Source organism: Bradyrhizobium sp. BR 1433 (assembly GCF_051547665.1).
Taxonomy (GTDB): domain Bacteria; phylum Pseudomonadota; class Alphaproteobacteria; order Rhizobiales; family Xanthobacteraceae; genus Bradyrhizobium; species Bradyrhizobium australafricanum.
In genome coordinates this window covers 6,029,269-6,051,104 of record NZ_JBPUGG010000001.1, presented here as the reverse complement: position 1 = coordinate 6,051,104, position 21,836 = coordinate 6,029,269, and the positions used below count along the sequence as shown (strand labels likewise).

The following is a 21,836-nucleotide window of genomic DNA, read 5'->3' as shown; positions in this document are numbered from 1 at the left end:
GAAGGATTTGCTGCTCAACGCCATATCAATAGCACAAAACTGCCCTGCAGCCGGACTCTCGATATCAGCATGATCTCCGCCCAAACGCGTTGCGTTTGTCGCGAGGGAAAACCGGTTCCCACTTTTCCGGATCATGCTCAGCGCAGCAGATATGTCACAGCCAGCGGCACCAGCAGCGAGGTGACCAGCGCGTTCAGGCTCATCGCGATCCCGGCAAAGACGCCGGCGACCTCGTCGACCTGGAAGGCGCGCGCGGTGCCGATGCCATGGGCGGCTATGCCCGCCGCAAAGCCACGGGCGCGAAAGTCGGTGATGCCGGTGAAGTTCATCAGGGGCGTGACGATGATCGCCCCCATGATGCCGGTGAGGATCACCGACACCGCGGTCAGCGAGGGATCGGCATGCAGGGATTCGCTGATGCCCATCGCGACGCCGGCGGTGACGGATTTCGGCGCCAGCGACAGGATGACGTCGCGCGGCAGCCCGAACGCCTGCGCCAGCAGCACCACCGAGACGATCGCCGTTAGCGAGCCGATCGCGAGCGCAATCAGCATCGGCAGGATCGCCGCCGCGACCCGCCGGCGATTCTCGTAGAGCGGCACCGCGAGCGCCACCGTCGCCGGCCCGAGCAGGAAGTGCACGAACTGCGCGCCGGCAAAATAGGTGGTGTAGGAGGTTCGGGTCAGCAGCAGGAACACGCCGATGATCCAAACCGAATGCAGCACGGGATTGGCGAGCGGGTGCCGCCTTGTCTTCAGCGACACCGCGTCGGCCGCCGCATAGATCAACAGCGTCACCGTCAGCCAGAGCAGCGGCGACTGCGAGAGATAGACCCAGAGCGAGAACGGATTGTCGTTCACGGCCTCTCCTCCTCGCGCGACAACAAACTGCTCGCCGCAACGAAGGTTGCAACCGTCGCCAGCAGGGTGACGATGACCGAAACCGCGAGGATCACCAGGACCGCGATGCCGTGCTCGGCGAGCAGATCGAGCTTCTGCACCACGCCGACGCCGGCCGGAATGAACAGCAGCGAGAGATTGGCGAGCATGCCGCGGCTCGCGCTCTCGACGCCGTCATCGCCGAGCGGCCCGCATGCCAGCGCCGGAAAGCGGTCGCGCGCCAACAGCAGCAACAGCAGCAGCACGAGGCCAACCACCGGGCCCGGCACCGGTACCGCCAGCGCGCGCACGGCGACCTCGCCGACCAGCTGGCAGAGCAGGATCAGGCTGAGGCTGGCGATCATGGCAGGAAGCTCACGCGAGACATCCGCCTATCAGGTCGGTGTGGCGGGACCTTGTCAATGCGTGGGTCTTGGATGCATGCGCAGATCTTGGGCGCCGCCGCCTTCAAATCCGTCACACTTTCTCAGACCGTCATCCCCGCTTGTCGTCCCTGCGAAAGCAGGGACCCATAACCACCGCATTCGGTGATGACCGGGATCGTGGCCCCAGCCAGCGCAACAATTGAGATTCGGGGTAATGGGTCCTGGCTTTCGCCGGGACGACACGGGGTGTGTGGCGCGGCCTGCATCCACAATCGTCGTCCCTGCGAAAGCAACAGGCGCAGATTCAGCCTTTTACGACTCCCGCCGCTGCAGCGCCATCAGCGTGCCGCTCATGGTCGCGACCAGCGTCTCGACGCCGTCCTGGATCGCGTAGGCGCGGCCGTCGCAGACGGTCAGCGTGCGCCCGGGCTTGACCACGACGCCGCGGAACATGAATCGCTCGCCGCGGGCCGGCGCCAGCAGATTGGTCTTGAACTCCACGGTGAGGATGTCGGAGCCTTCGGGCATCAACGTGAAGGCGGCTATCCCGCAGGCATTGTCGAGCCCCGCGGTGATGATCCCGGCATGCACGAAGCCGTTCTGCTGGCAGAATTCCGGCGCATAGGGCATCGCGAGATCGACTTCGCCGGGCTCCATGCGCGCGATCGAGATACCAAGCGTCTGCATCGCGCGCTGGCGTGCGAACGTATCGGTCGCGATCGCACGGTAATCGGGATTCTTCGGTTCGAAACGCTGCATGGCGGTCACGCGATTGCGGGCTCTGACGGCACGAGATGCGGCATCGCCGCGTAGCGGATCGCCGGCGCAAACGGCGCCGCCTTGCGCGCGGCGCGGTCGATATGCACGGCCGCGATCTCGCAGGTCGCGGCGATCTCGCCGGTCTCCGCATTGCGCATCTCGTGCAGGATACGGATCGACTTGTCGCGGAACTCGACCAGCCGGCTCTTGACCTCGACGAGGTCGCCGGCGAGCAGCTCGCGCTTGTAGGAGATGTTCTGCTGCACGGCGGCCATGCCGCAGCCGGACTCGCGCAGGTAGCTCGGCGTCAGGCCGAGCCGCGCGAACATATTCCAGCTCGCTTCGTCGAATTTGCCGACATACCACATGACGTTCATGTGGCCGATATGGTCGCAGTGCCAGGGATAGACCGTGCCGCGATAGGTCGCCTCGCCCTCCATCGGATCCCTCCTTCGATTTTTGATACGGTAGCGTATCAGGGACGAAGCAGGCTAGCAATACGGTACCGTATCAAAGCATGATCCGGAAAAGTGCGAAGCAGCTTTCCCTCGCGACAAACGCAACGCGTTTGCGCGGAGATCATGCACAAACAAGCGATTAATGCGCGATGACGATCCCATCGCGCATTATGATGCGCGGAGATCGCATGACTGAAGGCAAAGGCGACGTCTGGGTCGCGGCCGGCTTCGCCGAACTCGCGCATAGCGGGGTCGACGGCGTGCGGGTCGAGGTACTGGCCAAGAATCTCGGCGTCACCAAGGGCGGTTTCTACCGCCGCTTCAGGGATCGCGCCGCGCTGCTCGAGGCCATGCTGACGCGCTGGCGCGACGGCCGCATCGCATCGATCGAGAAGCACACCGCGCTCGACGGCGCCAGCGCGCGCGAGCGGCTGAAGGCGATCATCACGCTGTATTCGGAGCGCATGAACACCGAGGCGATGGCGGTCGAGCTCGCGATCCGGCAATGGGCGCGCACCGATGAGGCCGCTGCCGCCGCCGCCGCGAGCGTCGATGCCGCGCGGCTGAAGAATGTCGCCCAGCTCTATCGCGCCACCGGGCTGCCGACTGAAGAGGCCGATGCGCAGGCCTTCCTGTTCTACTGCTTCATCTTCGGCCAGAGCCTGCTGTTTCTCGAGCGCGGCCCGCGCAAGCGCGCGCAATTGCTGGCGCAGTCGGCGGACAAGCTGCTGATGAAAAACCCGTAGAGAGAACTGCAGCCAATAGAGCCGGTGTAAACGGAAAGCGGCCGGCTTACGCCGGCCGCTCGCCAAACTCGGTCGGCTCGCTCAGGCGCCCTTCAGGCGCTTGTTGCATTCGCTGTAATAGCCGCCGCCCTTCTGGATCCACTTCAGGCCGCCATTGCCGCCGGTGGCCTTGTTGGCGTTGTACTGGTCGACGCAGGTGTGCATGCGTCCCTTGCCTTCGGACTCCTTGGCGTATTTGGGATCGATGGCGTTCGGAAATACGGCGGGTCCTGCCGGCGCCGCCGGTGCCGCGGCGGGCGCCTGCTTGGCTTCCTTCGGCGCGGCCGGAGCGGGCGCGGCGGCTGCCGGCGGCGGAGCGGCGGGCGCCGCAGCCGGGGTCGCGTCGGCGCCGCACTGCGCCTTGCGGAAATCATTCCACTTCTGGCCGCCGAGGGTGCCGGCCGACTTGGCCGCCTGGTACTTGGCGCTGCATTCCTGCGCGGTCAGGGCCTGCGCCGGCGCGCTCGCCGCAAAGGCTGCAAAGCCCGACACCGCAAGCACGCACAACAATCTGGTCTGAATGGTCATCCCTGGTCTCCCGTCATCCCTGGTTTCCCGTTGGTTTCCCGTGGGGAGCATTGGCGTAAGACCATTATCCTAGCTCAACCCCGACTTGCGACAACGCGCCAGCGCGCCAGCGCGTTAAAATATTGTGGCGGCGGGACCGCTGCATGTTCATCCACGGTTCAGCATCGTCGCGCGACGTTTCGGCCCTCTTTCCCTCACGAGGTGCCCCATGAAGACGATTTCCACGCTCGCGTCCGCAACCGCCCTGGCCTCCCTGCTGCTGATGGGCGGAGCTTTCGCGCAAACGGCCGCGCCTGCCGCCAAGGACGCCGCTCCGAAGGCCGAGACCAAGGCGCCGGCCGAGAAGAAGCCGCGCACCGCCCAGTCGCTGGAATGCTCGAAGGAAGCCGACGCCAAGGGGCTGCACGGCAAGGAGCGCAAGAAATTCCGCTCCGAGTGCAAGAAGGAGAAGTCGGGCGGCGCCGCCGCTGCGCCCGCGGCGACGAAGTAACGTCCGGACAGGCTTGATGCGATTCGCTCTCCCCATCGGGGAGGGCAATCGCAAACGCGCTCGATCGCTCGACGAACCCATGATGCCCGGCCTTGTGCCGGGCATCATGGGTGTTGGCTGGCACGTGGCAAAGGCGTGGACGGCCGGGACACCTGCGCGAACACGCGCTTCGCGCTTCTGCCCGGTCATGACGAGTTTGTGGCGACACTGATCGCAATCCCCGGCCCGTTTCGAAGGGTGAAAAATCCGTGCGCCGGGCGAGCCGCGGCGCAATGCTGCAATCGCGAGATGCATTTGTCGCGTTCACGCGAATTTGCCATAAGGCGGCGTGACCCTGATCCGCGCTTCGATGGCAACGGCCATTCCCGACCGCAGCAAAGTCCTGAACGGGCTCGAGACCCTCGTCATCGGCACCGTCGGCGGCTTGCTGTTTCTGTGGGCAGAATTGCCGGGCGGCCTGATCTCGGGGGCGATGGTCGCGGTCGCGATCGCCGCATTGGCCGGACGGCCGCTCGCGGTGCCGGCGGTGCTGACGCAATCGGTGCTGCTGTTGCTCGGCATCTCCCTCGGCTCGCTGATGTCGCAGCAATTGCTGCAGCACATGAGCTCCTATCCGCTCACCATCGGCCTGCTGGCGCTGGCGACGTTCTGCTCGACCTTCGGCTCGAGCCTCTATCTGCAACGCATCCATGGCTGGGACCAGACCTCGGCTTTCCTTGCCGGCAGCCCGGGCGCGCTGTCGCAGATCACGATCCTCGCCGCGGAAAAGGGCGCCGACGTCGCGGCGATCGCGGTGGTGCAGACCATGCGCGTGATCATCTTGACCGCAGCGCTGCCGCTGGTGCTGGCGCTGACCGGGGTGACGCATGCAGCGCCGCCGCCATTGCCGACCTCAGTCGCCTCGCCGTTCGGCCTCGTCGCGCTGGTCGCCTTATCGATCGGCGTCTCGCTGCTGCTGCGCTGGATCAAATTCCCCGCCAGCTGGATGTTCGGCGCGATGCTCGCCTCCAGCCTGCTGCACGGCTCCGGGCTGGTCGATGGCGGCCTGCCGCCCTGGCTCCGCAACGTCGCGCTGGTCGGCATCGGCGCCATCATCGGCACCCGCTTCGCGCGGATGAAGACCTCGACGCTGCTCAGTCACGTCAATGCCGGGCTCGGCTCGTTTGCGATTGCCATCCTGATCTCGGCCGTGTTCGTCGCGGTGATCGGCTTCACCACCCATGTGCGGCTCGCCGACGTCGTGGTCGCCTTCGCGCCGGGCGCGATGGACGCGATGCTGGCGCTGGCGTTGACGCTGCACATCGACCCGATCTTCGTCGGCGCGCATCATCTGTCGCGCTTCCTGTTCGTCACCATCTCGACGCCGGGCATCATCCATCTGTTCGGCCGGCCGCAGGACGACGTCGACGATTAGGCCCCCTTTGTCCCGTCATCCTGAGGAGCGCCACCGGGTCCGCGCGAAGCGCGGCCCGATGACAGGCTCCGCGCGTCTCGAAGGATGAACAGCCCGGCTGGTGCCCGTCCATGCTTCGAGAGGGCCGCTTCGCGGCCTCCTCCAGCGGCAAAGGCGAAGCCTTTGCGCGGGCATGACGGATAACGGGAAAACCGTACGGCCCGACCTCAGGCCCTCGCGGCCTTCATCACGCCCCAACCGGCGATCGCGGCCATCACGAGCGAGATCAGCGCGTTGTAGCCGGCCAGCGAAATGCCGAGGAAGCGCCACTGCACCTCGTCGCAGCGCACCACCTTGACCTTGTCGAGCTGGTCCAGCAGCGAGCCGGCCTTGCCGAAATCCACCATCGGGCCGGTGCAATCGGTCGGCCCCGGCCAGAACCCCCATTCGACACCGGCGTGATAGGTGCCGAGCCCGGCATTGGCGAGCGCGGCGAGGCCGAGGATCACAAGGCCCGCGAGCAGCACCGGACGCGGCGCGTCGCGGGCGGCCGCGAGCGCCACCACGGCGCCGAGCGGCACCGCGAGGTAATAGGCATAGCGCTGCTCGAGGCAGAGCGGACAGGGCATGATCTCCAGCACGAGCTGGAAGAACCAGGCGCCGGCCAGGGTCGCCGCCGCGATCACGGCAATCGCCAGCGCCGAGGTCAGCGCCGGATTGCCGGCGGCGGAAGCATGCGACGGATGGGCGGTGGCAATCGTCACGTCGGTCCTCCTGCGAGCATCGTTCGGGAGGGTCATGGGCCCTGCTCCAAGGTCGTCGATTGCGGTCGTATCGCGTGAAAATACCGCTGTCGAGGCGCGGGACAATCACATCCGCGCGGGTTGACCGTGACGGCCGCCGTCCGCCGCGGTCAGATCGCGTTCAGTCGGTGATGCGTGGGAACGCGCAGGCCCCACTGGGTCATCGCCGCCTGCAGCTCATCGGAAAAGAAAAGACTCGGATTGAGCAGCCTGCGTTCATGCCAGAGATGGGCGCCGGCGCTGACACTCTTCAAGACCGTCAGACTGCCATAGCCCTTTTTCGTGGGATTGTTTGCAAAATACGCCGTCGATCCCTCCGACACCTGATGGACGGCGCTTTGTTCCGGCACGAAGCTGTCGATGTAACGGCGGACGATGATGCCGTAATACGGAACAGGGTAGTCCTTGCCCTTCGGCGTGGTGATCCGTAGCGACCAGAACTGGTGCACGCCCGGCTCCAGCTTCTCGATGATGGCGTGCAAGGTTGCATCGACGGCACGGACGCCGTTGGTCAAATGCAGCAGCGATCCGAGCGATTTGCGTGACTCCTCCATCCTGAATTCCAACGGACGTTCGTGCGGCTCGAGCAGGCCCCTGTCCTCCCTGAACTTGCGAGCCACCTCCCCGATGTAAGCGACGTGCCAGTCGTTCAGCGCCGCCCTTTGCTCCGAAGACATCTGCTCGTCGAAATATTGCTTGAGGCCTTCCTCCCAGCCCACATAGTCGCCGTTCGGGAAGAAGTCGCCGAATTGGCTGCGCTCGTACCATCCCCACACCATGTTCAAGTGCCCCTTGCTTCAAGTGCCCCCTGCGTCACGAACCGGACAATACCGTTACGCTCGCGCCTCCGTCTCGAAGTAGGTTGCCGCAGCCGCGGCCAGGCTTGGGGACGGTGGCAGCGGCTGCCGCCGCCGGGCAAACTCGTCCGTGACCGCCATACGGACGGCAACAGCCTTGCGTCGTCCTCGGGGTCACACCCACCGGAAATTCCGCTGCCGGGGCGCGGGACATCCCGCCCGCGCGGGTGTCCGTAGCGGGTTGACCGTGACGGGCCGCCCGCTATAGTCCGCCGCGCTTCGCGACCCGGCCTTCCCGGCCGGGACCATTGCGAATGCCCCTGTGGCGGAACTGGTAGACGCGCTCGACTCAAAATCGAGTTCCGCAAGGAGTGCTGGTTCGATTCCGGCCAGGGGCACCATTCAGCGCAGCCGTAGCCGACAAGCCATCCGCACGAAGTCTCGTCCCGGCGTAGCCCGAAGGGCGAAGCCGGATGGTTCGATCCCGCCCTGGGCACTATTCGCGTGCGATCCAGGCCGTAAACAAAGACCTCCCCTTTAGCTAGAGGGGGCCGGTTTCCTGCCGCGCCCGAGCGCGAATTGACCGACCGGGCCCTCCACGTGGAATTCAAGCCCCGTCATTTTTGCAAACAGATCGATGTTGCAGGTGCCGATTGCGCAGCCACCAAGGCCCATGTCGGTCGCCGTCAGATAGAACGTCTGGATCAGGTTGCCGACGTCCTTCAGGATCAGCGAATATGCGATTGAGCTGTATTTCCAGGAGATCCGCCCAAAGCGCGCGGCGATCGTGATCAAGACCTGCGGTGGACCGGATGCGTCCATGGCAAACTCGGCTGCCGTAGAAAGCGCTTGGAGTTGTTGGGCGGAGGTGTCGATCGCGACAAGCGCGTGGCTGCCCGCGTCATAGTGGTAAAGTCCACGTGCAAGCTCCCCGCAGTTCAAGACCGCCAAGTATAGTTCCAGCTCATACGCGCCGCCTGCCGACGGATAGGGTCTTGCGCTGTAGGTGACCTCGGGACCGCCGTCAAAATCTGCGCCGATCTTCCATTCCGACAGCACGCGGGCTGTCGTGTCGAGAAACTGCGCGAGCTCGGCGAGCGTGACCGGATGCTGGTCGTCGAAATCTCGTATTGAATGGCGTTCGCGCAACAGCTTCGCGAAGTGCGAGACCGACCCCGACGTGGAGAATTTGCCGAGGTCGATCTTCTTGCCGGGCCAAGGCGGGCGCACCGCGGGTAGCGGTGGAACGACGCCCGCATGGGTGAACGCGCCGCCAACTGGATTGGTGTGCCGGCCCTCCGTGCTCCTCGTATGAAACACGAGATCGTGGAAGTCCCAGAGAACGAGATTGCCGTCGCCTTCATTCACCCGAAGGCCGTCGCCGTCTTTCGCATTGAGCCTAATCAGCATCTTGCTGTCGAGCAGCAATCCGAGCAGATCGAGGTTCGCGGAGGCCGCATGGCGGCGAAGCTCGCTGATCTTCTGAGGCCGCGACAGGGCAGCGAGGGTGGCAGCGATGGCGGGATCGAAAATCCGAAACAGCGCGCCGGCGCGCGGTGATTCCAGCACCATCTCGCTGCCGCGCCGGCGCAGATAGGCGAAGCGCGACAAAACAATCGTATCACCGTTCCCCAGCTTTGCGCGTTGTGGCCAGTATTCGGCGACCTGCGGCTCGATGACCACGAGGTCTTGCTCGTCACGCGGAGAGTATAGGCGATATTCGAGAAGTCCATGCCCTGCCAGTCGCCGCACGAGGGCATGAACGTGCCTCGCGAGGACGCCTTTGCCCGCAAAGGAGGCGAGCGGCAGGCCGCTGGTGAGATGTCCCGCACGGTCGACCGCTGCCGCACTGAATTGTCCCAGATTGATCGAGTAGCCGCCCAAGCCTGCAGCGATGCTTCCGTCCGCCTGCATGTGAAGGGAGCAACGACCGTTCAATCGGGCGACGATGACGGGTGCGATCTTCCTGAGCTTCGTTTTCCGGAAGTTGCGCAACGAGCCAGCCTTCAGGTGTGTGGAAGGAATGGCGTGAGCTCGCTTTCCAGTCGCGGACGATTCAGTAATCCGAGCTTCATCGGAACATCGTAAAGTCGGCCGGGCGCGAAGCGGCGATAGAAATGTCGCAACCCCGGAACGAGCACTCTGACGACGGGCACCTGGACATCGGGCCGCGTCTGGTCGAGCACGAGGAAATCAAATCCCGCGCCGGTGGCAATCTCGATGCAGGCATTGACCTGGTCGCGCGCGTTGTCGTGAACCTTGAGGCTCGGCGCCGACGGCACGATCGGATTGTCGCTGGGCATCAGGAACGGATAATCGTCCAGTCGCAGCGGCGTGACACCGTCCAGCGTCGGCTTCTCGCCACTTCCGCCGCCCATCATGCCAATCGACATGAACTGGGTCAGTTCGGTGAGGGAACGCAGCAGGGCTATGCGGCGATCGAAATGCGAGCCGGAACCGAATTCGATATTTTCGTGTCCGTTCTGCATCCAATGAATGATCGCCACGTAAGAGGGAATGCCGAGATCGCTGGTGATGTCGAGCACCCAAAGCCTGCGCCCCGCATCGGCAAGCTGGGCTTGCAGATCCCGCACATAGGGATCTTCGAATTGCGCGAGGTCGACTTCTGCACGTTGCAGCCGGTTGTACCACCAGATCGCGTAGGCGTCGCGTTCGACCAGTTCGAGGAAGCCTTGAACGATGGCTTCCTCCCGGGTGTTGCCGGCCGCGCATCCGTTGGAATCCGTGTGGAAGCCGCCATAGAAGAAGTACAAGAGGCCCGTTGGAAGATGTTTGAAACGCTTGTCGCGTAACGACCAGACCGGCGACCACTCCGTCTTGGTCGAGGGATCGAGCGGCTCAGGCACCAGATGTGAATCGTCCGGCTGCGAGGTATGTCTGTTTTGAAACTGCGCGTCGCTGAAAAGCTGTACTTCGTTGGGAAGAAGAGCGTCGCCGGGAGCGAAATCGACAAAGCGGCGCTTCGTCCTGATCTCGTCCCCCTGGAAAATACCCGAATAGCGCTCGATCGCCTCCATCAACGCGCTTGCCTCGCCCTGCTCGGCTGTGGAGCCCTTGCCGAAGCTGCCGCCGCTCAATCCGGATCTGAGCTGGTCGACGTTCCAGGCCGGCGCCGAGAAATTGTGGTAGGCGAAAAAATTCGTGTTCATCGGCAGATCGGCCTCGATCCGCTCGAGCCGTGAGACGACGCCGGTCAGCGGACTGACGTGCTTGCGGAACCGTGCTACGGTGGCTCGCGACGTCACGGCGCGATAACCGCCGCTGGTCATGACGAGCTTTCCGCCCTCCGCGATCTCGATCGGCGCTGCCGCCCGGCGCGGACTCTGCAGCTTCCTGCTGCCGCAGGTAGGACACTGCGGGCGTCGCGCGACGTAATGCTTGGCAATGACGGCACCGGTCAGGTCGAAGCTTGCGATGTGATCGCGCAGATCGGTACGAAATCCCGAGGCAATCGCTTTTGCGATTTCAACAGCAGCGAAGTGGATGCCGATTTGTCCGACGGCGTCGCCGACCAGGGGCGATACGGCGACCACCTGCGCCGCTCTGCGATCGAGAAATCCCTTGATCTCCCGATTGCGTATCATGCGATCGAACAGGCAAGTCCAGCAGGCGCTCTCGCCCGCCTTGAACACGGGTCCCACCAGCGGAAACACGCCGGACGGCTGCGCCAGCAGCCAGGGCGTCCCATCGCCAAAGCGCTTTCCGTTCAATTCGACGAGCCGCCGGTCAAGATAGTCGTTCGCCAGTGTGATCGTGAGCTTGGGCGACCGCTTGGTGATCCGAACACCGAGCTTGCTCAAGGCCGCGGCAAGTTCGTTGGCGCCTTTGACATCGATGGCTTCGACCCGCACGGGGCAATCGCGGAGATTCTGTTCTGCGACCTCGGGGGGGAGGCCGAAACTCGCCCAATATCCATCGACGGCGCCTGCGAACGCGTGCGGCGCGCCGCTTACGACATATCGGCGCTCCAGCAGCCGCCTGATCGCTTCCTCGATCTTGTCGGCGGGAAAATTCTTTGAGAGCCGCCGAACGATCTCTGGTGCAGCCTTACCATTTTTGCCGATCGCCGCGGCCACCGCACAATAGAGATCACCATGCAGGAAGAATTTGCGGTTCTCGGAGTAGAGGCAGACCACATCGGGAGGAATCACATAAGCGGTAAAGTTCGGCGCGAATCGCAAAATGCCCTTGCGGCTCTGCCTCGCGGTGCGGCTCTTGCCATTGACTGTCATCGGGGCGGCACGCTGATCCTGTTGCAGTCACTTCCGATCGCCGGAGCGCGGCAAACCATGGCATTGCGCGACTTGTGCGCCGCGTTCGGCCACCGGCATTCTGCGAGCAATTTGGATCACACTCGCCCACCGTCGGCAAGCTGATCAGCCAGGCGCGGCGAATGTATAGCGAAAGCAAAAAATTGGCCGGGTCGTTCGGGCGCCCGGCCAATGAAATCGCGACGTGTCGACGCCCAGCGCTAGCACCAGCGGCAGCGGCCCCAGGATGCACAGCAGCCTGCGCATGAGACCAATGGCACGCCTACGCCGATCCAACCAACGCCGCAGCCGCCACATCCACCGCAACCGACACCGCAGCGGCAGCCTCTGCAGGCCCTGCATCCTCCGCAACCCCTGCAGCCTCCGCAACCTCTGGCGCCTCCGCAGCCACGGCAACCACCGCATCCCCGCGCGACCAGCACGCGGCCTCCGACGCTTTCATCGTCGATGAGATTGAGGTGGAAGGTGGCGAGACTGACGTCGGCGAGTTCTTCCTCACTGAGCGTCGTCATATGGCCCGGCGCGAAGTTCGGCCTGTGTTGAACGTCGCCGGTGGGCACGGCGGAGGCATATGCGCTGCCCGCCACCGAAAAAGTCAGACCGGCTAGTCCCAGCGCCGGTACCGCGGCGTTGGTCGTTCGCTTCTTTCTCGAAGCTTGCTTCGCTCGCTGCATGGCCGCATCCTCCCAGTTTGGAAGAAGGATTTCCTAACCGCGATCTTACGCCGAGCGAACGAGGCAGACAAGAATTACGGCATGCACAAAATGCAATAGAGCTCGTTCAGATTGCATTCATCTTCATGAACGATATCGCGCAATTTGGTAGATTACATCGAGAACCCGCGCCCGTGGATTGCAACGGGTTCGGCTTGACGCAGTGCGCAATCGTCGGCCCGCTTGAAGGGGAAATTAGCTTGGTCGATCAACTCGGACGCTTCGCTTGGTATGAGTTGCTGACGACGAACATGTCGGAAGCAGCCGCATTTTATGGCAAGGTCATCGGCTGGGCGGTGGAAGATGCGTCGACTCCGGAATTCGCCTACACGCTGCTTACTGCAGGCGACGCCCCGGCAGTTGGACTCATGCATCTTCCGGAAGAAGGGCTGCGATTGGGAGCGAGGCCGAGATGGGTCGGCTACATCGCCGTCGATGACGTGGATGCGAAAGCCGTGCAGGTCCGCCGTCATGGGGGCGCCATTCTGGTAACGCCGACCGCCAGCAATATTGGCCGAATTTCGGTGGTCGCCGATCCGCAAGGAGCGACGTTTGCACTGGTTTCCGGGCTGACATATGGCCAACGGCAGTCCGGCGGATTGGACGAGCCTGGACGCGTGGGCTGGCACGAGTTGCTGGCTGAAGACCGGAACAAGATCTTCCCGTTTTACGGCGAGCTTCTTGGCTGGCAGAAGGCTCACGCTGAAACCGGGCCGGCCGACCTGTACGAATTGTTTTCGGCGGCCGGCCAGACGATCGGCGGAATGCTCACCAAACTTCCGAGCGTATCGCAACCCTGCTGGCTCTATTACTTCAATGTCGACGACATCGGTGCGGCTGCCAAGCGCGTTGATGCTGGCGGGGGCCGGGTCCTCCAAGGTCCAATCGAGTTGCCCGACGGTTGCTGGATCTTGCGATGTGCCGATCCCCAAGGGGCTCTATTTGCGCTACAGGGACCTTGGGATCAGAAAGGCACTGAGCGACCCTCCGCCTCGGAACTCAATTGGTCCGCCAGGTGGGGTGATGTCGCTTCACAGGGCAAATTGGTCCTTCACAAGACCAAGCGATAGGTCGGAAACGTGTCGACCTTGTCCGCAGCAGAATTATACAGGTATTTAAATTAGGTAGATTGCGCATTTGTATTCTGAATGGTGCACCACGCTTCGCCCTTGCAGGCTTCGCGTGGCGCGGCCGCGAAGCCTGCAAGGGCGAAGCGTGTCCGGCGAAGCTCGAGCAACGCGAAAGCGAAGACGGACTGTTTACAATCACCACACCGCACTGACTCACGATCGGCAGCCGATCCTAGGCTGGCCGGCTCGACAACGCGTCGCTGTCCGAGAGCACAACCGCGGTGATCAAATTAGCGGCCATTGCGCGGACCAAGCCTGACGTCTTCGGCAGTGTCGCGGCCGCCTGACGGGACGTACCGGCCATATTTTGGCCATAGCCCGTTTCTTAAACGCCTGCGCGGGCCATGCCCCGCCTTCGTTATGCGTCGCCTGACCGATGCGGTCGCTTCGCAAGCCAATCGCAGATCATCGCTGCGCTTCCTCCCACAACATGGATGGTCTGCCAACAGCAAGAAGGACTTTGTAATGCGTAAACTTCTCGCCGCTGTGGCGGTTCTTTTGGCGTTCGCTTCAACTGCCGAAGCCCGCGGCCGTCACCATCACCATCGGCACTCTGCACATTCCGGTCGCCCAGCTGCGTGGTGCGGCTGGTTCATGCGCACCCAGGTCGGCAGCGATCCCGGTCCGCAATTCAATCTGGCCCGATCCTGGGCAAGCTACGGCACCAATGCCGGCGGCCCCTCGGTCGGCACCATCGTGGTTTGGCGTCACCACGTCGGCAAGATCGTGGGTCAGGAGAACGGCCAGTGGATCGTGCAGAGCGGCAACGACGGGGATGCCGTGCGCACGCGGCCGCGCTCGCTGGCTGGCGCCATCGCATTTCGAAATGCCTACGCTTCGTTCTAAAGCGCGATGAGATTGGGTCGAATCGTCATCGCGCTTTGGCCTCTTGTTTGAGCATGATCTTTTCGGAAGACCGCTGCGCACTTTTCCGGATGATGCTTTAGGGAACCTCGACGCTTCAGCTGACATGCGAGCTTGCGACAGCCGGGCGGTATACGAACCGTTCATGATCGCACCTTACGCTGCAGCAGGGTTTCGCCCTGAAGCCCTCAGACGGGCGCCGTCATCTGTGTTGACCAGATGGCGGCGCCTTTTTCAGGAGCCAATTGGCTTGCCCCAGAAGTCGAAAAAAGTTGCGACGGCCGCTCAGACTGTTTCTTACTGGTCGGCCGCTTACGTCAGTCTCTGCAATGGCGTGACGGTTTTCGCTGTGACCGGCGGCGTGCTCGGGTTTCTGCTGGTCGCCAAGCACTATCTGTGAACTTCAGCGCTTTCCGAGACTCCTCAGATACGCGCAGAACATGTCGGCCATGGCGTCGGCATAGGTCGCGATCTCGGCGGGCGTTCGCGGGCTCTTGGAAAAATCCTTGCCCACCGTGCTTAGCGTCGTCGTGATCAGATCGCCCGCCGTCGCGCACCGCGCCGGACGCTTTCGGCAACGCCTCGCGCATGAACGCTTCGACGATGCGCTCGCCGGATGCCCGCGCCTCGCGCGCCTCGGGGGCATCGCGATAGAGCGGCGCGGCATCGCTCAGCGCGACGCGTACCGCGGCTTCCTCGCATTCGGAGCGGATGAAGGCGTGCACCAGCGAACGCAGCCGATCCAATGGCGGCCAAGTCGGCGATCAACATTTCCGACGATGCGCTGCTGAAGGAGATGTTCAAGGATTGGGGGACGTTTCAGACCCGGCTGGCGCAAGCCATCGAGAAGAAGTCGCCAAGCGACGTCAGGCAGACGCTCGAGCCCTGGCTGAAGCGCAATCAGGACTTCATGAAGCAGCTGCTCGTCGAAACCCAGGGCAAGGTGGAGAAGCTGCGGCCGCCGGAGGCCCGCTAGAGCACAAGGAGCGCAGATCCGCTTCGGCGGGACCCGCCGCTCAGATCATCGCAGCGACACGTTCCAGGCCAATCAGGCGCGCCAGCGAACGGACCTCGTTCTTCTGATCCTCGCGGAGCTGGAACAGCAGCGGCATCGCCGCCGACTTCAGCTGCTGGACCTCCTCGGAGTCCGGATCGATCGGCATGCTGCCGGATGCGGGATCGCCCTGGCGCTTGGCGTGGATCTTGCGAGCGACGGCGCGCAACGCGGTCTCGACCGCCGGCCAGTAATATTCCTGCGACGACGACAGCTTCAGCCGGTCCTTGATGCCGGCGATCTGGGCGTCGCTCAGCAGCGCGTAGCTCTTCTGCGGCGCCGGCTTGGCGGCTGCCTTGGACTTCGGCGGCGCCGGGGCGACCGGCGCGGGTGCGGGTGCGGGCTCGGTGATCTTCGGCTGAGCCGCATCGACGGGGTCGGTGATCTTCGGCAGGCCGACATCGGCCGGCTCGACGGAGGCATAGGCCTGCCGCACCGTGTCAGTCGCGCCCGGAATCGCGGCTTGGGCCCGCAACAGGAGCGGAGACGGATTGGCGGGAGGCTCAATCGGCTGGGGAGCCTCAAACGAGGCCGCGGCAAGCGTCGTGACGGCGAGCTTGTCCTGCTTGTTGGCACGATTGGCGACCGGTCCATTGTCGGCTTGCGCCGCCGGCAGGCTGTCCCGGCCCAAAATGGCTGTTACCGCGGCGCCTGCGAGGAGGAAGCATGTCAGCGCGGCGAGGGTGATGGCTCTGGTCAAAAACTACTCCATTGCCGGCCGGTGTTACCGCAAACTGCGCGCGAAATGCGGCGGTAGCGTGCCGTGACGGCGCCAAATAGGTGAAATTGTCCCGAAACGGCCGGAAAATCAGGCCGCGACGTCAAGCTCATAGGCTTCCTGGATGTCGGCGACGATCTCATGCGCCGTCCAGAGCGCGCCGGGCTGGACCGTGTGCATGCTGACCGTCCAGTTGGTCCGGCGGGTGCGCGGCGTGCTGACGATGTCGAATTCGACCTGACGGCACAGCGGATGCCGCTGAAGGGCGTAAAACACCCGGGTCCGGAGCTCGTCGAGCGATGCCGGGGTCTTGGAGAGCGCCTCGAAGGCCATGTCGCATTCCCACAAACTGCCGGGCGACCAGCCGTGGCGGCCCGTGACGCTATTGTTGGGACTGGCATGGTTAATGCCGCGTTAAGCGGATGGGCGGGATTTGAGTGCTGCTATTTCGCGAACCAGCGGGCTTTCGAGCACCGGTTGGCGCGAAGGGAACGCGTCAAAGCAGCGACTCTCAGAGCCGCACCCGCGCGCTCGCCGCGTCATACTCCGCGATCGTCTGCGCCACGAGTTCGTCGACGCCGAGCACCCCGGTCACCCCTGAGGTGGAATGACCGCCGCTCCAGATATCGCGCCAGCGTTTGGGCGGCTTTCGCGGGCGCCGATGTCGATGTCCTTGCCGATGTCGATCGCGCCGCGCGCCGGCAGGTCGTCGGGATCGAGACCGGCGGCCTCGATCGACGGCCGCAGCATGTTGGTCTGCAGGCCGGTGAACGCCGTCGTGAGCATGACGTCGTCGGCGGTGGAAGAGACCAGCATCTGCTTGTACCTGCCGTCCGCCATGCTCTCGCGCGTCGCGATGAACTTGGTGCCCATATAGGCGAGGTCGCAGCCGAGCGCCTCTGCGGCGCGGAGCGCGTGGCCGTCGCTGATGCCGCCGGCAAGCACGATCGGTCCATCGAAGAAGCCGCGCACAGCGCGGACGAACACGAACGGATTGAGCCAGCCGGTCTGACCGCCCGCACCCGCAGTGAGCAGCACGAGCCCGTCGGCGCCGGCTGCTGCCGCGCGCTCGGCATGGCGGATCGAGGCGACATCGGCGAACACCAGCGCGCCGGCATCGTGCAGAGGGCCAAGCACCGGCGCGGGCGAGCCGACCGAGGTGATCACAAGCTCGGGCTTGTGCCGCAGCAGCACGGCGAGATCCTGGGCCAGCCGTGTATTGGAGCGATGCACGATCAGGTTCGGGCAAATCGGCGCGGCTGCTTGGCCGCTTGCATCGGCATGTGCCTGCAGGCGGCGCGCGATGTCACCGAGCCAGGCATCGAGCTGTTCCGTCTCACGGCAATTCACCGTCGGAAACGAACCGATCACGCCGTTGCGGCAGGCGGCTACCACCAGCTCGACACCGGAGACCAAGAACATTGGTGCTGCAATCAGCGGCAATCGGAGGCGATTGCGGAAACCCGCGAGAAGATCGGCGGACAAGTTGTTTCTTCCCATCATCATTGTGTTAGCGTTGCCGCCAACATTGGCACGACAAAAGCCAAAGACAAAGGCGGGAGGGACAACCAGATGAGCAATCCGCTCTATGCATTTCCGGCGGTGTGCGACCAGACCCTGCGGGCGCTGGCGCGCTATCCATCGCGCACCGCCTTCGCATGGCCGGGCGGCTCGCTCAGCTATCAGGGCGCGACCGACCTGATCGGACGCATGCAGAGCGTGTTCATGCGGCTCGGCTTTGCGCCCGGCACCCGCGTCGCGCTGCTCACCGCCAACCGCGCCGACAGCTGGTGCGCCGGCGTCGCCGCGCAATTGTCGCGGCTCGCGATCACCTGGCTGCATCCGCTGGGCTCGCTCGACGACCAGCTGTTCCAGATCGAGGATTCCGAAGCGCAGATGCTGATCGTCGACGGCATCACGTTTCGCGATCGCGGCGGCGAGCTTGCGGCGAAGGCGCAGGGCCTGAAGACCGTGTTCACGCTCGGCCCGGCGGATTACGGCGCCGACCTGTTGCAGGTGGCCGAGGGTGCCGGCAGCGCAAGCGCGAAAAACTTCGCCCGCGAGGACGACATCTCGACCTTGAACTACACCGGCGGCACGACCGGCAAATCCAAGGGCGCGCTGCGTTATCACCGCGAATATGGCGGCTTCGCCGCCGCCATCCTCGCCGACTTCGAGATCCCGGAGACGCCGCGCTACCTCACGGTGGCCCCCATCAGCCATGTCGCGGGTACAAAAGTGCTGCCGACGCTGATGCGCGGCGGCACCGTGCACATGCTCAAAGGTTTCGACCCGGAGACCGTGTTCACGACCATCGCGCGCGAGAGGATCAACTTCACGCTGTTCGTGCCGACCATGATCTATGTGATGCTGGATCATCCCGCGCTCGACAGGACCGACCTCTCCTCGCTTGAGCTCCTGCTCTACGGCGCGTCCGCGATGTCGCCGAGCCGGCTGGTCGAAGGCATCGAGCGGATCGGCCCGGTGTTCTCGCAGCTTTATGGCCAGACCGAATGCTATCCGGTCTCGGTGCTGCGCAAGGCGGATCATGACCCGAAGACACCGGACCTGTTCCTGTCCTGCGGCTTCCCGATCGCCGCCTGCCAGGTCAAGATCCTCGATCAGGACGACGAGGAGGTCGCGACCGGCGAGGCCGGCGAGATCTGCGTGCGCGCCACGCATGTGATGGCCGAATACTGGAAACGGCCCGACATCACGGCGGAGACGCTGAAGAGCGGCTGGCTGCACACCGGCGACATCGCGCGCATGGACGAGCGCGGCTACATGTTCATCCTCGACCGCAAGAAGGACATGATCGTCTCCGGCGGCTTCAACATTTTTCCGCGCGAGGTCGAGGATGTGCTGTCGCAACATGCCGACGTCGCGATGGTCGCCGTGGTCGGCGTGCCCGACGACAAATGGGGTGAGGCCGTCACCGCCGTCGTGGTCGCGCGCGAGGGCGCTGTGCCCGACGCCGACGAGCTGATCGGGCTGGTGAAGGCGAAGAAGGGCTCGGCGCACGCGCCGAAGCAGATCCAGTTCGTCAAGGAGCTGCCAATGACCGGCGTCGGCAAGGTCGACAAGAAGGTGCTGAAGGCGCGCTTCTGGACCGGCCGCGACCGCTTGGTGGGGTAGGATGCTCGCACGACGATTGCTGGTCCCGTCATCCTGAGAGGTTGTGACGCTTTTGCTCCGCCGTCATTGCGAGGAGCGAAGCGACGAAGCAATCCATCTCTCCGACCTGCCGGGCTATGGATTGCTTCGCTTCGCTCGCAATGACGCGGATGGAGCTGTGCGCACCGTCACCCTGAGGCGCGAGCGGAGCGAGCCTCGAAGGATGCACGGCCCCGATGTTTCAGCTTGCGCTATCTCCGCTTGCGGCAGCAGCCGGGCCGGCGCCCTTCGAGACGCCGCTCGCGGCTCCTCAGGGTGACGGGGACAGAGTGGAAGGCGTGGCGAGACTGTCGGCGCTGGCGGCTGCAGTTTGCCGACCGGCGCCCTGCCCGAGCAACTGATCGAGCCGGTCGCGCAGCTGATCCTGGTGGTAGGGCTTGGCCAGCCGCGGCAGGTCGACCTGGGTGCCGTCGGGCAGTTCGGCATAGCCGGTGGCGAGCAGCACCAGAAGCTGCGGCCGCACCTTGCGCGCAGCGGCGGCGAGTTCGATGCCGGTCATGCCGGGCATCACGTGATCGGTCATCATCAGGTCGATCTCCTGGTCGCTCCTGAGGATCTCGAGCGCCTGCGGTCCGGAATTGACGCCGATCACGCGGTGACCGAGGTCCTCCAGCATTTCCATGGTGGACATCGCGATCAACGGATCATCGTCAACCAGCAGGATCACCGCCGAGCGCTTGACCGTTTGCGCCGCAGGCGCCGGGCTCTCGACTTCCGGCACCGCCGTTGCAACCGGCAGCACCAGCGCAGCCGTGGTGCCCTTGCCGACCGCGCTCGACAGCTCCAGCTCGCCGCCGAGCTGCACGGCGAGCCCATGCACCATCGACAGGCCGAGCCCGGTGCCCTTGCCCACCGGCTTCGACGAGAAGAACGGCTCGATCGCGCGCTTCAGCACGTCCGGCGACATCCCGGTGCCGCTGTCGATCACCGAGAGCTTCAAATAGTCGCCAGGCTGCAGCGCCGGATCATTCTTCGCCTGCCAGGCCGCGAGGCGGATCTCGATCACGCCACCATCCGGCATCGCGTCGCGCGCATTGATCGCAAGGTTGAGGACCGCAAGCTCAAGCTGGTTGCTATCGACGCAGGCGAGCGGCAGCCCCTCGGGAATGTCGAGCCGCAGCATGATGCGCGGTCCGAGCGAGCGCTCGAGCAGATTGCTCATATCGCGCACCAGCGCGCCGAGATCGACCGGCACCGCGCGCAGATCCTGCTGCCGCGCGAATGCCAGCAGCCGCTGCGTCAACGACGCGCCGCGCTCGGCGCCCTGCAATGCGCCGTCGACCAGCCGACGCAGGCGTGGGTCCTCCGGCAAGCGCTTGCGTAGCAGATCGAGATTGCCCATCACCGCCATCAGCAGATTGTTGAAGTCGTGCGCGACGCCGCCGGTGAGCTGGCCGATCGCCTCCATCTTCTGCGCATGGCGGAGCTGTTCCTGCGCCCGCTCGCGCGCGGCGACCTCCTTCATCAGGTCGGCGGTGCGCTGCTCGACCCGCTGCTCCAGCGTCGCGGTGAGTTCGGCGAGTGCGGTGCGCTCGGCGGCGAGCTGCGCCAGCAATGCCTCGCGCTCGATCTCCGCGGTCTTGCGTGCGCTGATGTCGGAGCAGACGCCGACCAGCGAGCGGATGCCGCCGTCGGGCCGCCGCACCGCACGGGCGCGCACGTCAACCCAGTGCTCGGTGCCGTCGGGCCAGATGTTGCGGTATTCGATCTGATAATCCGAGCCGGTGCGCAAGGTTTGTTCGACGATCTCGCTCCGGCGGGCGCGGTCGTCGGGATGCACTGCTTCCAGGAGATTCTGATAGGTGAAGGGATCGCCCGGCCTGCGCCCGAAATAGGTCTTGCAGGTCGGCGACGCCTCGAGCTCGAAATCCGGCAGATGAAGCTCGAGCGCGCCGAGATGACCGGCATTGAGCGCGGTCTGCAGCAGACCCTCGCTCTCGGTCAGATCCTCGAGGATCTGACGGGTCTGGTATTGGCGGCGGCGGCCGCGCACCGTCGCGGCGACCAGGCTTACCAGCGTGGTCGGATGAAACGGCCGCTCGATGAAGGTGACATTGCCGAGCGCCCGGCCGAGCCGCGCTGCTTCGGGATTGCGCTCGGGCCCTCCCTTCTCGCTGATCAGCACGATAGGAAAGTCCGACCATGACGGCTGCTCGTTCAGCCAGTGCGTCAGGCCGGCGAGATCGGCGGCCCTGATCACCTCGTCGGCAATGATGGCAAGGCCCGCCCCGCTTGCGATCTGGCGTTCGAGCTCGGCGAGATCACCGCAGATGTTGGCGTAATAGCCGGCTTCCTTGATCAGGTGGGCAGTCTTGACGGCGTCCCGCTCGCTCGCGGCGAGGATGACCGCGCGTTCCGAGGACGGACCAGGCTTCATCGCGTCTGTCCCTGCGGCGGCCGGGCGTCGACACCGTCCGGCACATCACACAACCGCCGGACGGCCATGGCCACGATGCCGGCGGCGGGATCAATACGCATCATGGGACCCCCTAACGGGAGCGAAACTCGCACGTGCCGCCAACCGTTCCCGGGAAGCGGAGTTATTTTTGCCGCAGGGGCAGCCGGTTGGCGCGGCTCCCGCACCGCGAATCGGTGAAACAACCCCTTGCACAGT

At 64.5% G+C, this 21,836-nt stretch carries 20 protein-coding genes, 1 tRNA gene and 2 pseudogenes; 9 read left to right on the top strand and 14 right to left on the bottom strand.

Annotation, left to right across the window (positions count from 1 at the left end):
• Positions 1 to 137: 137 nt before the first annotated feature.
• The 4 genes from ACSKB9_RS29165 to ACSKB9_RS29150 form a co-directional block, all read right to left on the bottom strand.
• Complete coding sequence (locus tag ACSKB9_RS29165) at positions 138 to 860, bottom strand: LrgB family protein (RefSeq protein WP_438077421.1); 723 nt, start codon at positions 858 to 860, stop codon at positions 138 to 140.
• Entirely contained in the window at positions 857 to 1,243 is a 387-nt protein-coding gene (locus ACSKB9_RS29160; protein ID WP_438077419.1) for a CidA/LrgA family protein, read from the bottom strand. The genes ACSKB9_RS29165 and ACSKB9_RS29160 overlap by 4 nt, the downstream gene beginning before the upstream one ends.
• 333 nt (positions 1,244 to 1,576) lie before the next feature.
• Positions 1,577 to 2,023, bottom strand: a complete 447-nt coding sequence (locus ACSKB9_RS29155; protein ID WP_438077417.1) for a PaaI family thioesterase — start codon at positions 2,021 to 2,023, stop codon at positions 1,577 to 1,579.
• Positions 2,024 to 2,028: 5 nt separating this feature from the next.
• Positions 2,029 to 2,463, bottom strand: coding sequence for an acyl-CoA thioesterase (locus ACSKB9_RS29150; RefSeq protein ID WP_438077415.1), 435 nt, complete (start codon positions 2,461 to 2,463; stop codon positions 2,029 to 2,031).
• Between the two features lie 206 nt (positions 2,464 to 2,669).
• On the opposite strand from ACSKB9_RS29150, the gene ACSKB9_RS29145 reads away from it, so the two are divergent.
• Positions 2,670 to 3,227 (top strand): TetR/AcrR family transcriptional regulator, encoded by a 558-nt coding sequence (locus ACSKB9_RS29145; protein WP_438077413.1) that lies wholly within the window; start codon positions 2,670 to 2,672, stop codon positions 3,225 to 3,227.
• Positions 3,228 to 3,308: 81 nt separating this feature from the next.
• Here ACSKB9_RS29145 and ACSKB9_RS29140 read toward each other — a convergent pair whose 3' ends face one another.
• Entirely contained in the window at positions 3,309 to 3,794 is a 486-nt protein-coding gene (locus ACSKB9_RS29140) for a hypothetical protein (protein WP_076824984.1), read from the bottom strand.
• Between the two features lie 208 nt (positions 3,795 to 4,002).
• Here ACSKB9_RS29140 and ACSKB9_RS29135 point away from each other — a divergent pair, with 208 nt between their 5' ends.
• On the top strand, positions 4,003 to 4,284 hold the full coding sequence (locus tag ACSKB9_RS29135) for a PsiF family protein (RefSeq protein WP_028342570.1): 282 nt from the start codon (positions 4,003 to 4,005) through the stop codon (positions 4,282 to 4,284).
• A gap of 328 nt (positions 4,285 to 4,612) precedes the next feature.
• Positions 4,613 to 5,698, top strand: coding sequence for an AbrB family transcriptional regulator (locus ACSKB9_RS29130; protein ID WP_016844891.1), 1,086 nt, complete (start codon positions 4,613 to 4,615; stop codon positions 5,696 to 5,698).
• A 206-nt stretch (positions 5,699 to 5,904) separates the two neighbouring features.
• Here ACSKB9_RS29130 and ACSKB9_RS29125 read toward each other — a convergent pair whose 3' ends face one another.
• Both ACSKB9_RS29125 and ACSKB9_RS29120 read right to left on the bottom strand, forming a co-directional pair.
• Positions 5,905 to 6,477 carry a disulfide bond formation protein B gene (locus tag ACSKB9_RS29125; RefSeq protein WP_076824981.1) on the bottom strand — a complete coding sequence of 191 codons (573 nt, stop codon included), beginning with the start codon at positions 6,475 to 6,477 and terminating at the stop codon, positions 5,905 to 5,907.
• Positions 6,478 to 6,590: 113 nt separating this feature from the next.
• A complete protein-coding gene (locus ACSKB9_RS29120) occupies positions 6,591 to 7,259 on the bottom strand; it encodes an imm11 family protein (protein ID WP_438080450.1) in 669 nt (222 codons plus the stop codon).
• 334 nt (positions 7,260 to 7,593) lie between these two features.
• Between ACSKB9_RS29120 and ACSKB9_RS29115 the strand changes: the two genes are divergently transcribed.
• Positions 7,594 to 7,678: transfer RNA gene (locus tag ACSKB9_RS29115), tRNA-Leu, on the top strand.
• Positions 7,679 to 7,814: 136 nt separating this feature from the next.
• On the opposite strand, the gene ACSKB9_RS29110 is transcribed toward ACSKB9_RS29115, so the two are convergent.
• Both ACSKB9_RS29110 and ACSKB9_RS29105 read right to left on the bottom strand, forming a co-directional pair.
• Positions 7,815 to 9,191: a SagB/ThcOx family dehydrogenase gene (locus ACSKB9_RS29110; protein WP_438080448.1), complete on the bottom strand. Its 1,377-nt coding sequence runs from the start codon at positions 9,189 to 9,191 to the stop codon at positions 7,815 to 7,817.
• A gap of 92 nt (positions 9,192 to 9,283) precedes the next feature.
• A complete protein-coding gene (locus ACSKB9_RS29105; RefSeq protein ID WP_438077410.1) occupies positions 9,284 to 11,530 on the bottom strand; it encodes a TOMM precursor leader peptide-binding protein in 2,247 nt (748 codons plus the stop codon).
• Between the two features lie 952 nt (positions 11,531 to 12,482).
• Here ACSKB9_RS29105 and ACSKB9_RS29100 point away from each other — a divergent pair.
• The 3 genes from ACSKB9_RS29100 (at position 12,483) to ACSKB9_RS29090 (ending at position 14,676) form a co-directional block, all read left to right on the top strand.
• On the top strand, positions 12,483 to 13,352 hold the full coding sequence (locus ACSKB9_RS29100) for a VOC family protein (RefSeq protein ID WP_438077408.1): 870 nt from the start codon (positions 12,483 to 12,485) through the stop codon (positions 13,350 to 13,352).
• A gap of 654 nt (positions 13,353 to 14,006) precedes the next feature.
• Positions 14,007 to 14,258, top strand: a complete 252-nt coding sequence (locus ACSKB9_RS29095; protein ID WP_438077406.1) for a hypothetical protein — start codon at positions 14,007 to 14,009, stop codon at positions 14,256 to 14,258.
• A 163-nt stretch (positions 14,259 to 14,421) separates the two neighbouring features.
• Positions 14,422 to 14,676, top strand: a complete 255-nt coding sequence (locus ACSKB9_RS29090) for a hypothetical protein (RefSeq protein ID WP_141340215.1) — start codon at positions 14,422 to 14,424, stop codon at positions 14,674 to 14,676.
• Positions 14,677 to 14,679: 3 nt separating this feature from the next.
• On the opposite strand, the pseudogene ACSKB9_RS29085 reads toward ACSKB9_RS29090, so the two are convergent.
• Positions 14,680 to 15,028 (bottom strand): annotated as a pseudogene (locus ACSKB9_RS29085) (TetR/AcrR family transcriptional regulator); the annotation flags it as partial.
• Between ACSKB9_RS29085 and ACSKB9_RS29080 the strand changes: the two are divergent.
• Positions 15,022 to 15,252, top strand: a complete 231-nt coding sequence (locus tag ACSKB9_RS29080; protein WP_438077404.1) for a hypothetical protein — start codon at positions 15,022 to 15,024, stop codon at positions 15,250 to 15,252. The pseudogene ACSKB9_RS29085 and the gene ACSKB9_RS29080 sit on opposite strands and share 7 nt — an antisense overlap.
• Before the next feature lie 40 nt (positions 15,253 to 15,292).
• On the opposite strand, the gene ACSKB9_RS29075 is transcribed toward ACSKB9_RS29080, so the two are convergent.
• From ACSKB9_RS29075 to ACSKB9_RS29065, 3 genes and pseudogenes are all read right to left on the bottom strand, one after another.
• Positions 15,293 to 16,030 carry a hypothetical protein gene (locus tag ACSKB9_RS29075; RefSeq protein ID WP_438077402.1) on the bottom strand — a complete coding sequence of 246 codons (738 nt, stop codon included), beginning with the start codon at positions 16,028 to 16,030 and terminating at the stop codon, positions 15,293 to 15,295.
• Positions 16,031 to 16,138: 108 nt separating this feature from the next.
• Entirely contained in the window at positions 16,139 to 16,381 is a 243-nt protein-coding gene (locus ACSKB9_RS29070) for a hypothetical protein (RefSeq protein WP_076825188.1), read from the bottom strand.
• A 178-nt stretch (positions 16,382 to 16,559) separates the two neighbouring features.
• Positions 16,560 to 17,554: pseudogene (locus tag ACSKB9_RS29065) on the bottom strand (NAD(P)H-dependent flavin oxidoreductase).
• A gap of 66 nt (positions 17,555 to 17,620) precedes the next feature.
• Here ACSKB9_RS29065 and ACSKB9_RS29060 point away from each other — a divergent pair.
• The gene (locus ACSKB9_RS29060) at positions 17,621 to 19,183 is read left to right on the top strand and encodes an AMP-binding protein (protein WP_438077400.1); all 1,563 of its coding nucleotides are present in this window, start codon (positions 17,621 to 17,623) and stop codon (positions 19,181 to 19,183) included.
• 289 nt (positions 19,184 to 19,472) lie between these two features.
• Here the strand turns inward: ACSKB9_RS29060 and ACSKB9_RS29055 are convergent, their stop codons facing one another.
• Positions 19,473 to 21,599, bottom strand: coding sequence for an ATP-binding protein (locus tag ACSKB9_RS29055; protein ID WP_438077398.1), 2,127 nt, complete (start codon positions 21,597 to 21,599; stop codon positions 19,473 to 19,475).
• Positions 21,600 to 21,836 lie beyond the last annotated feature (237 nt).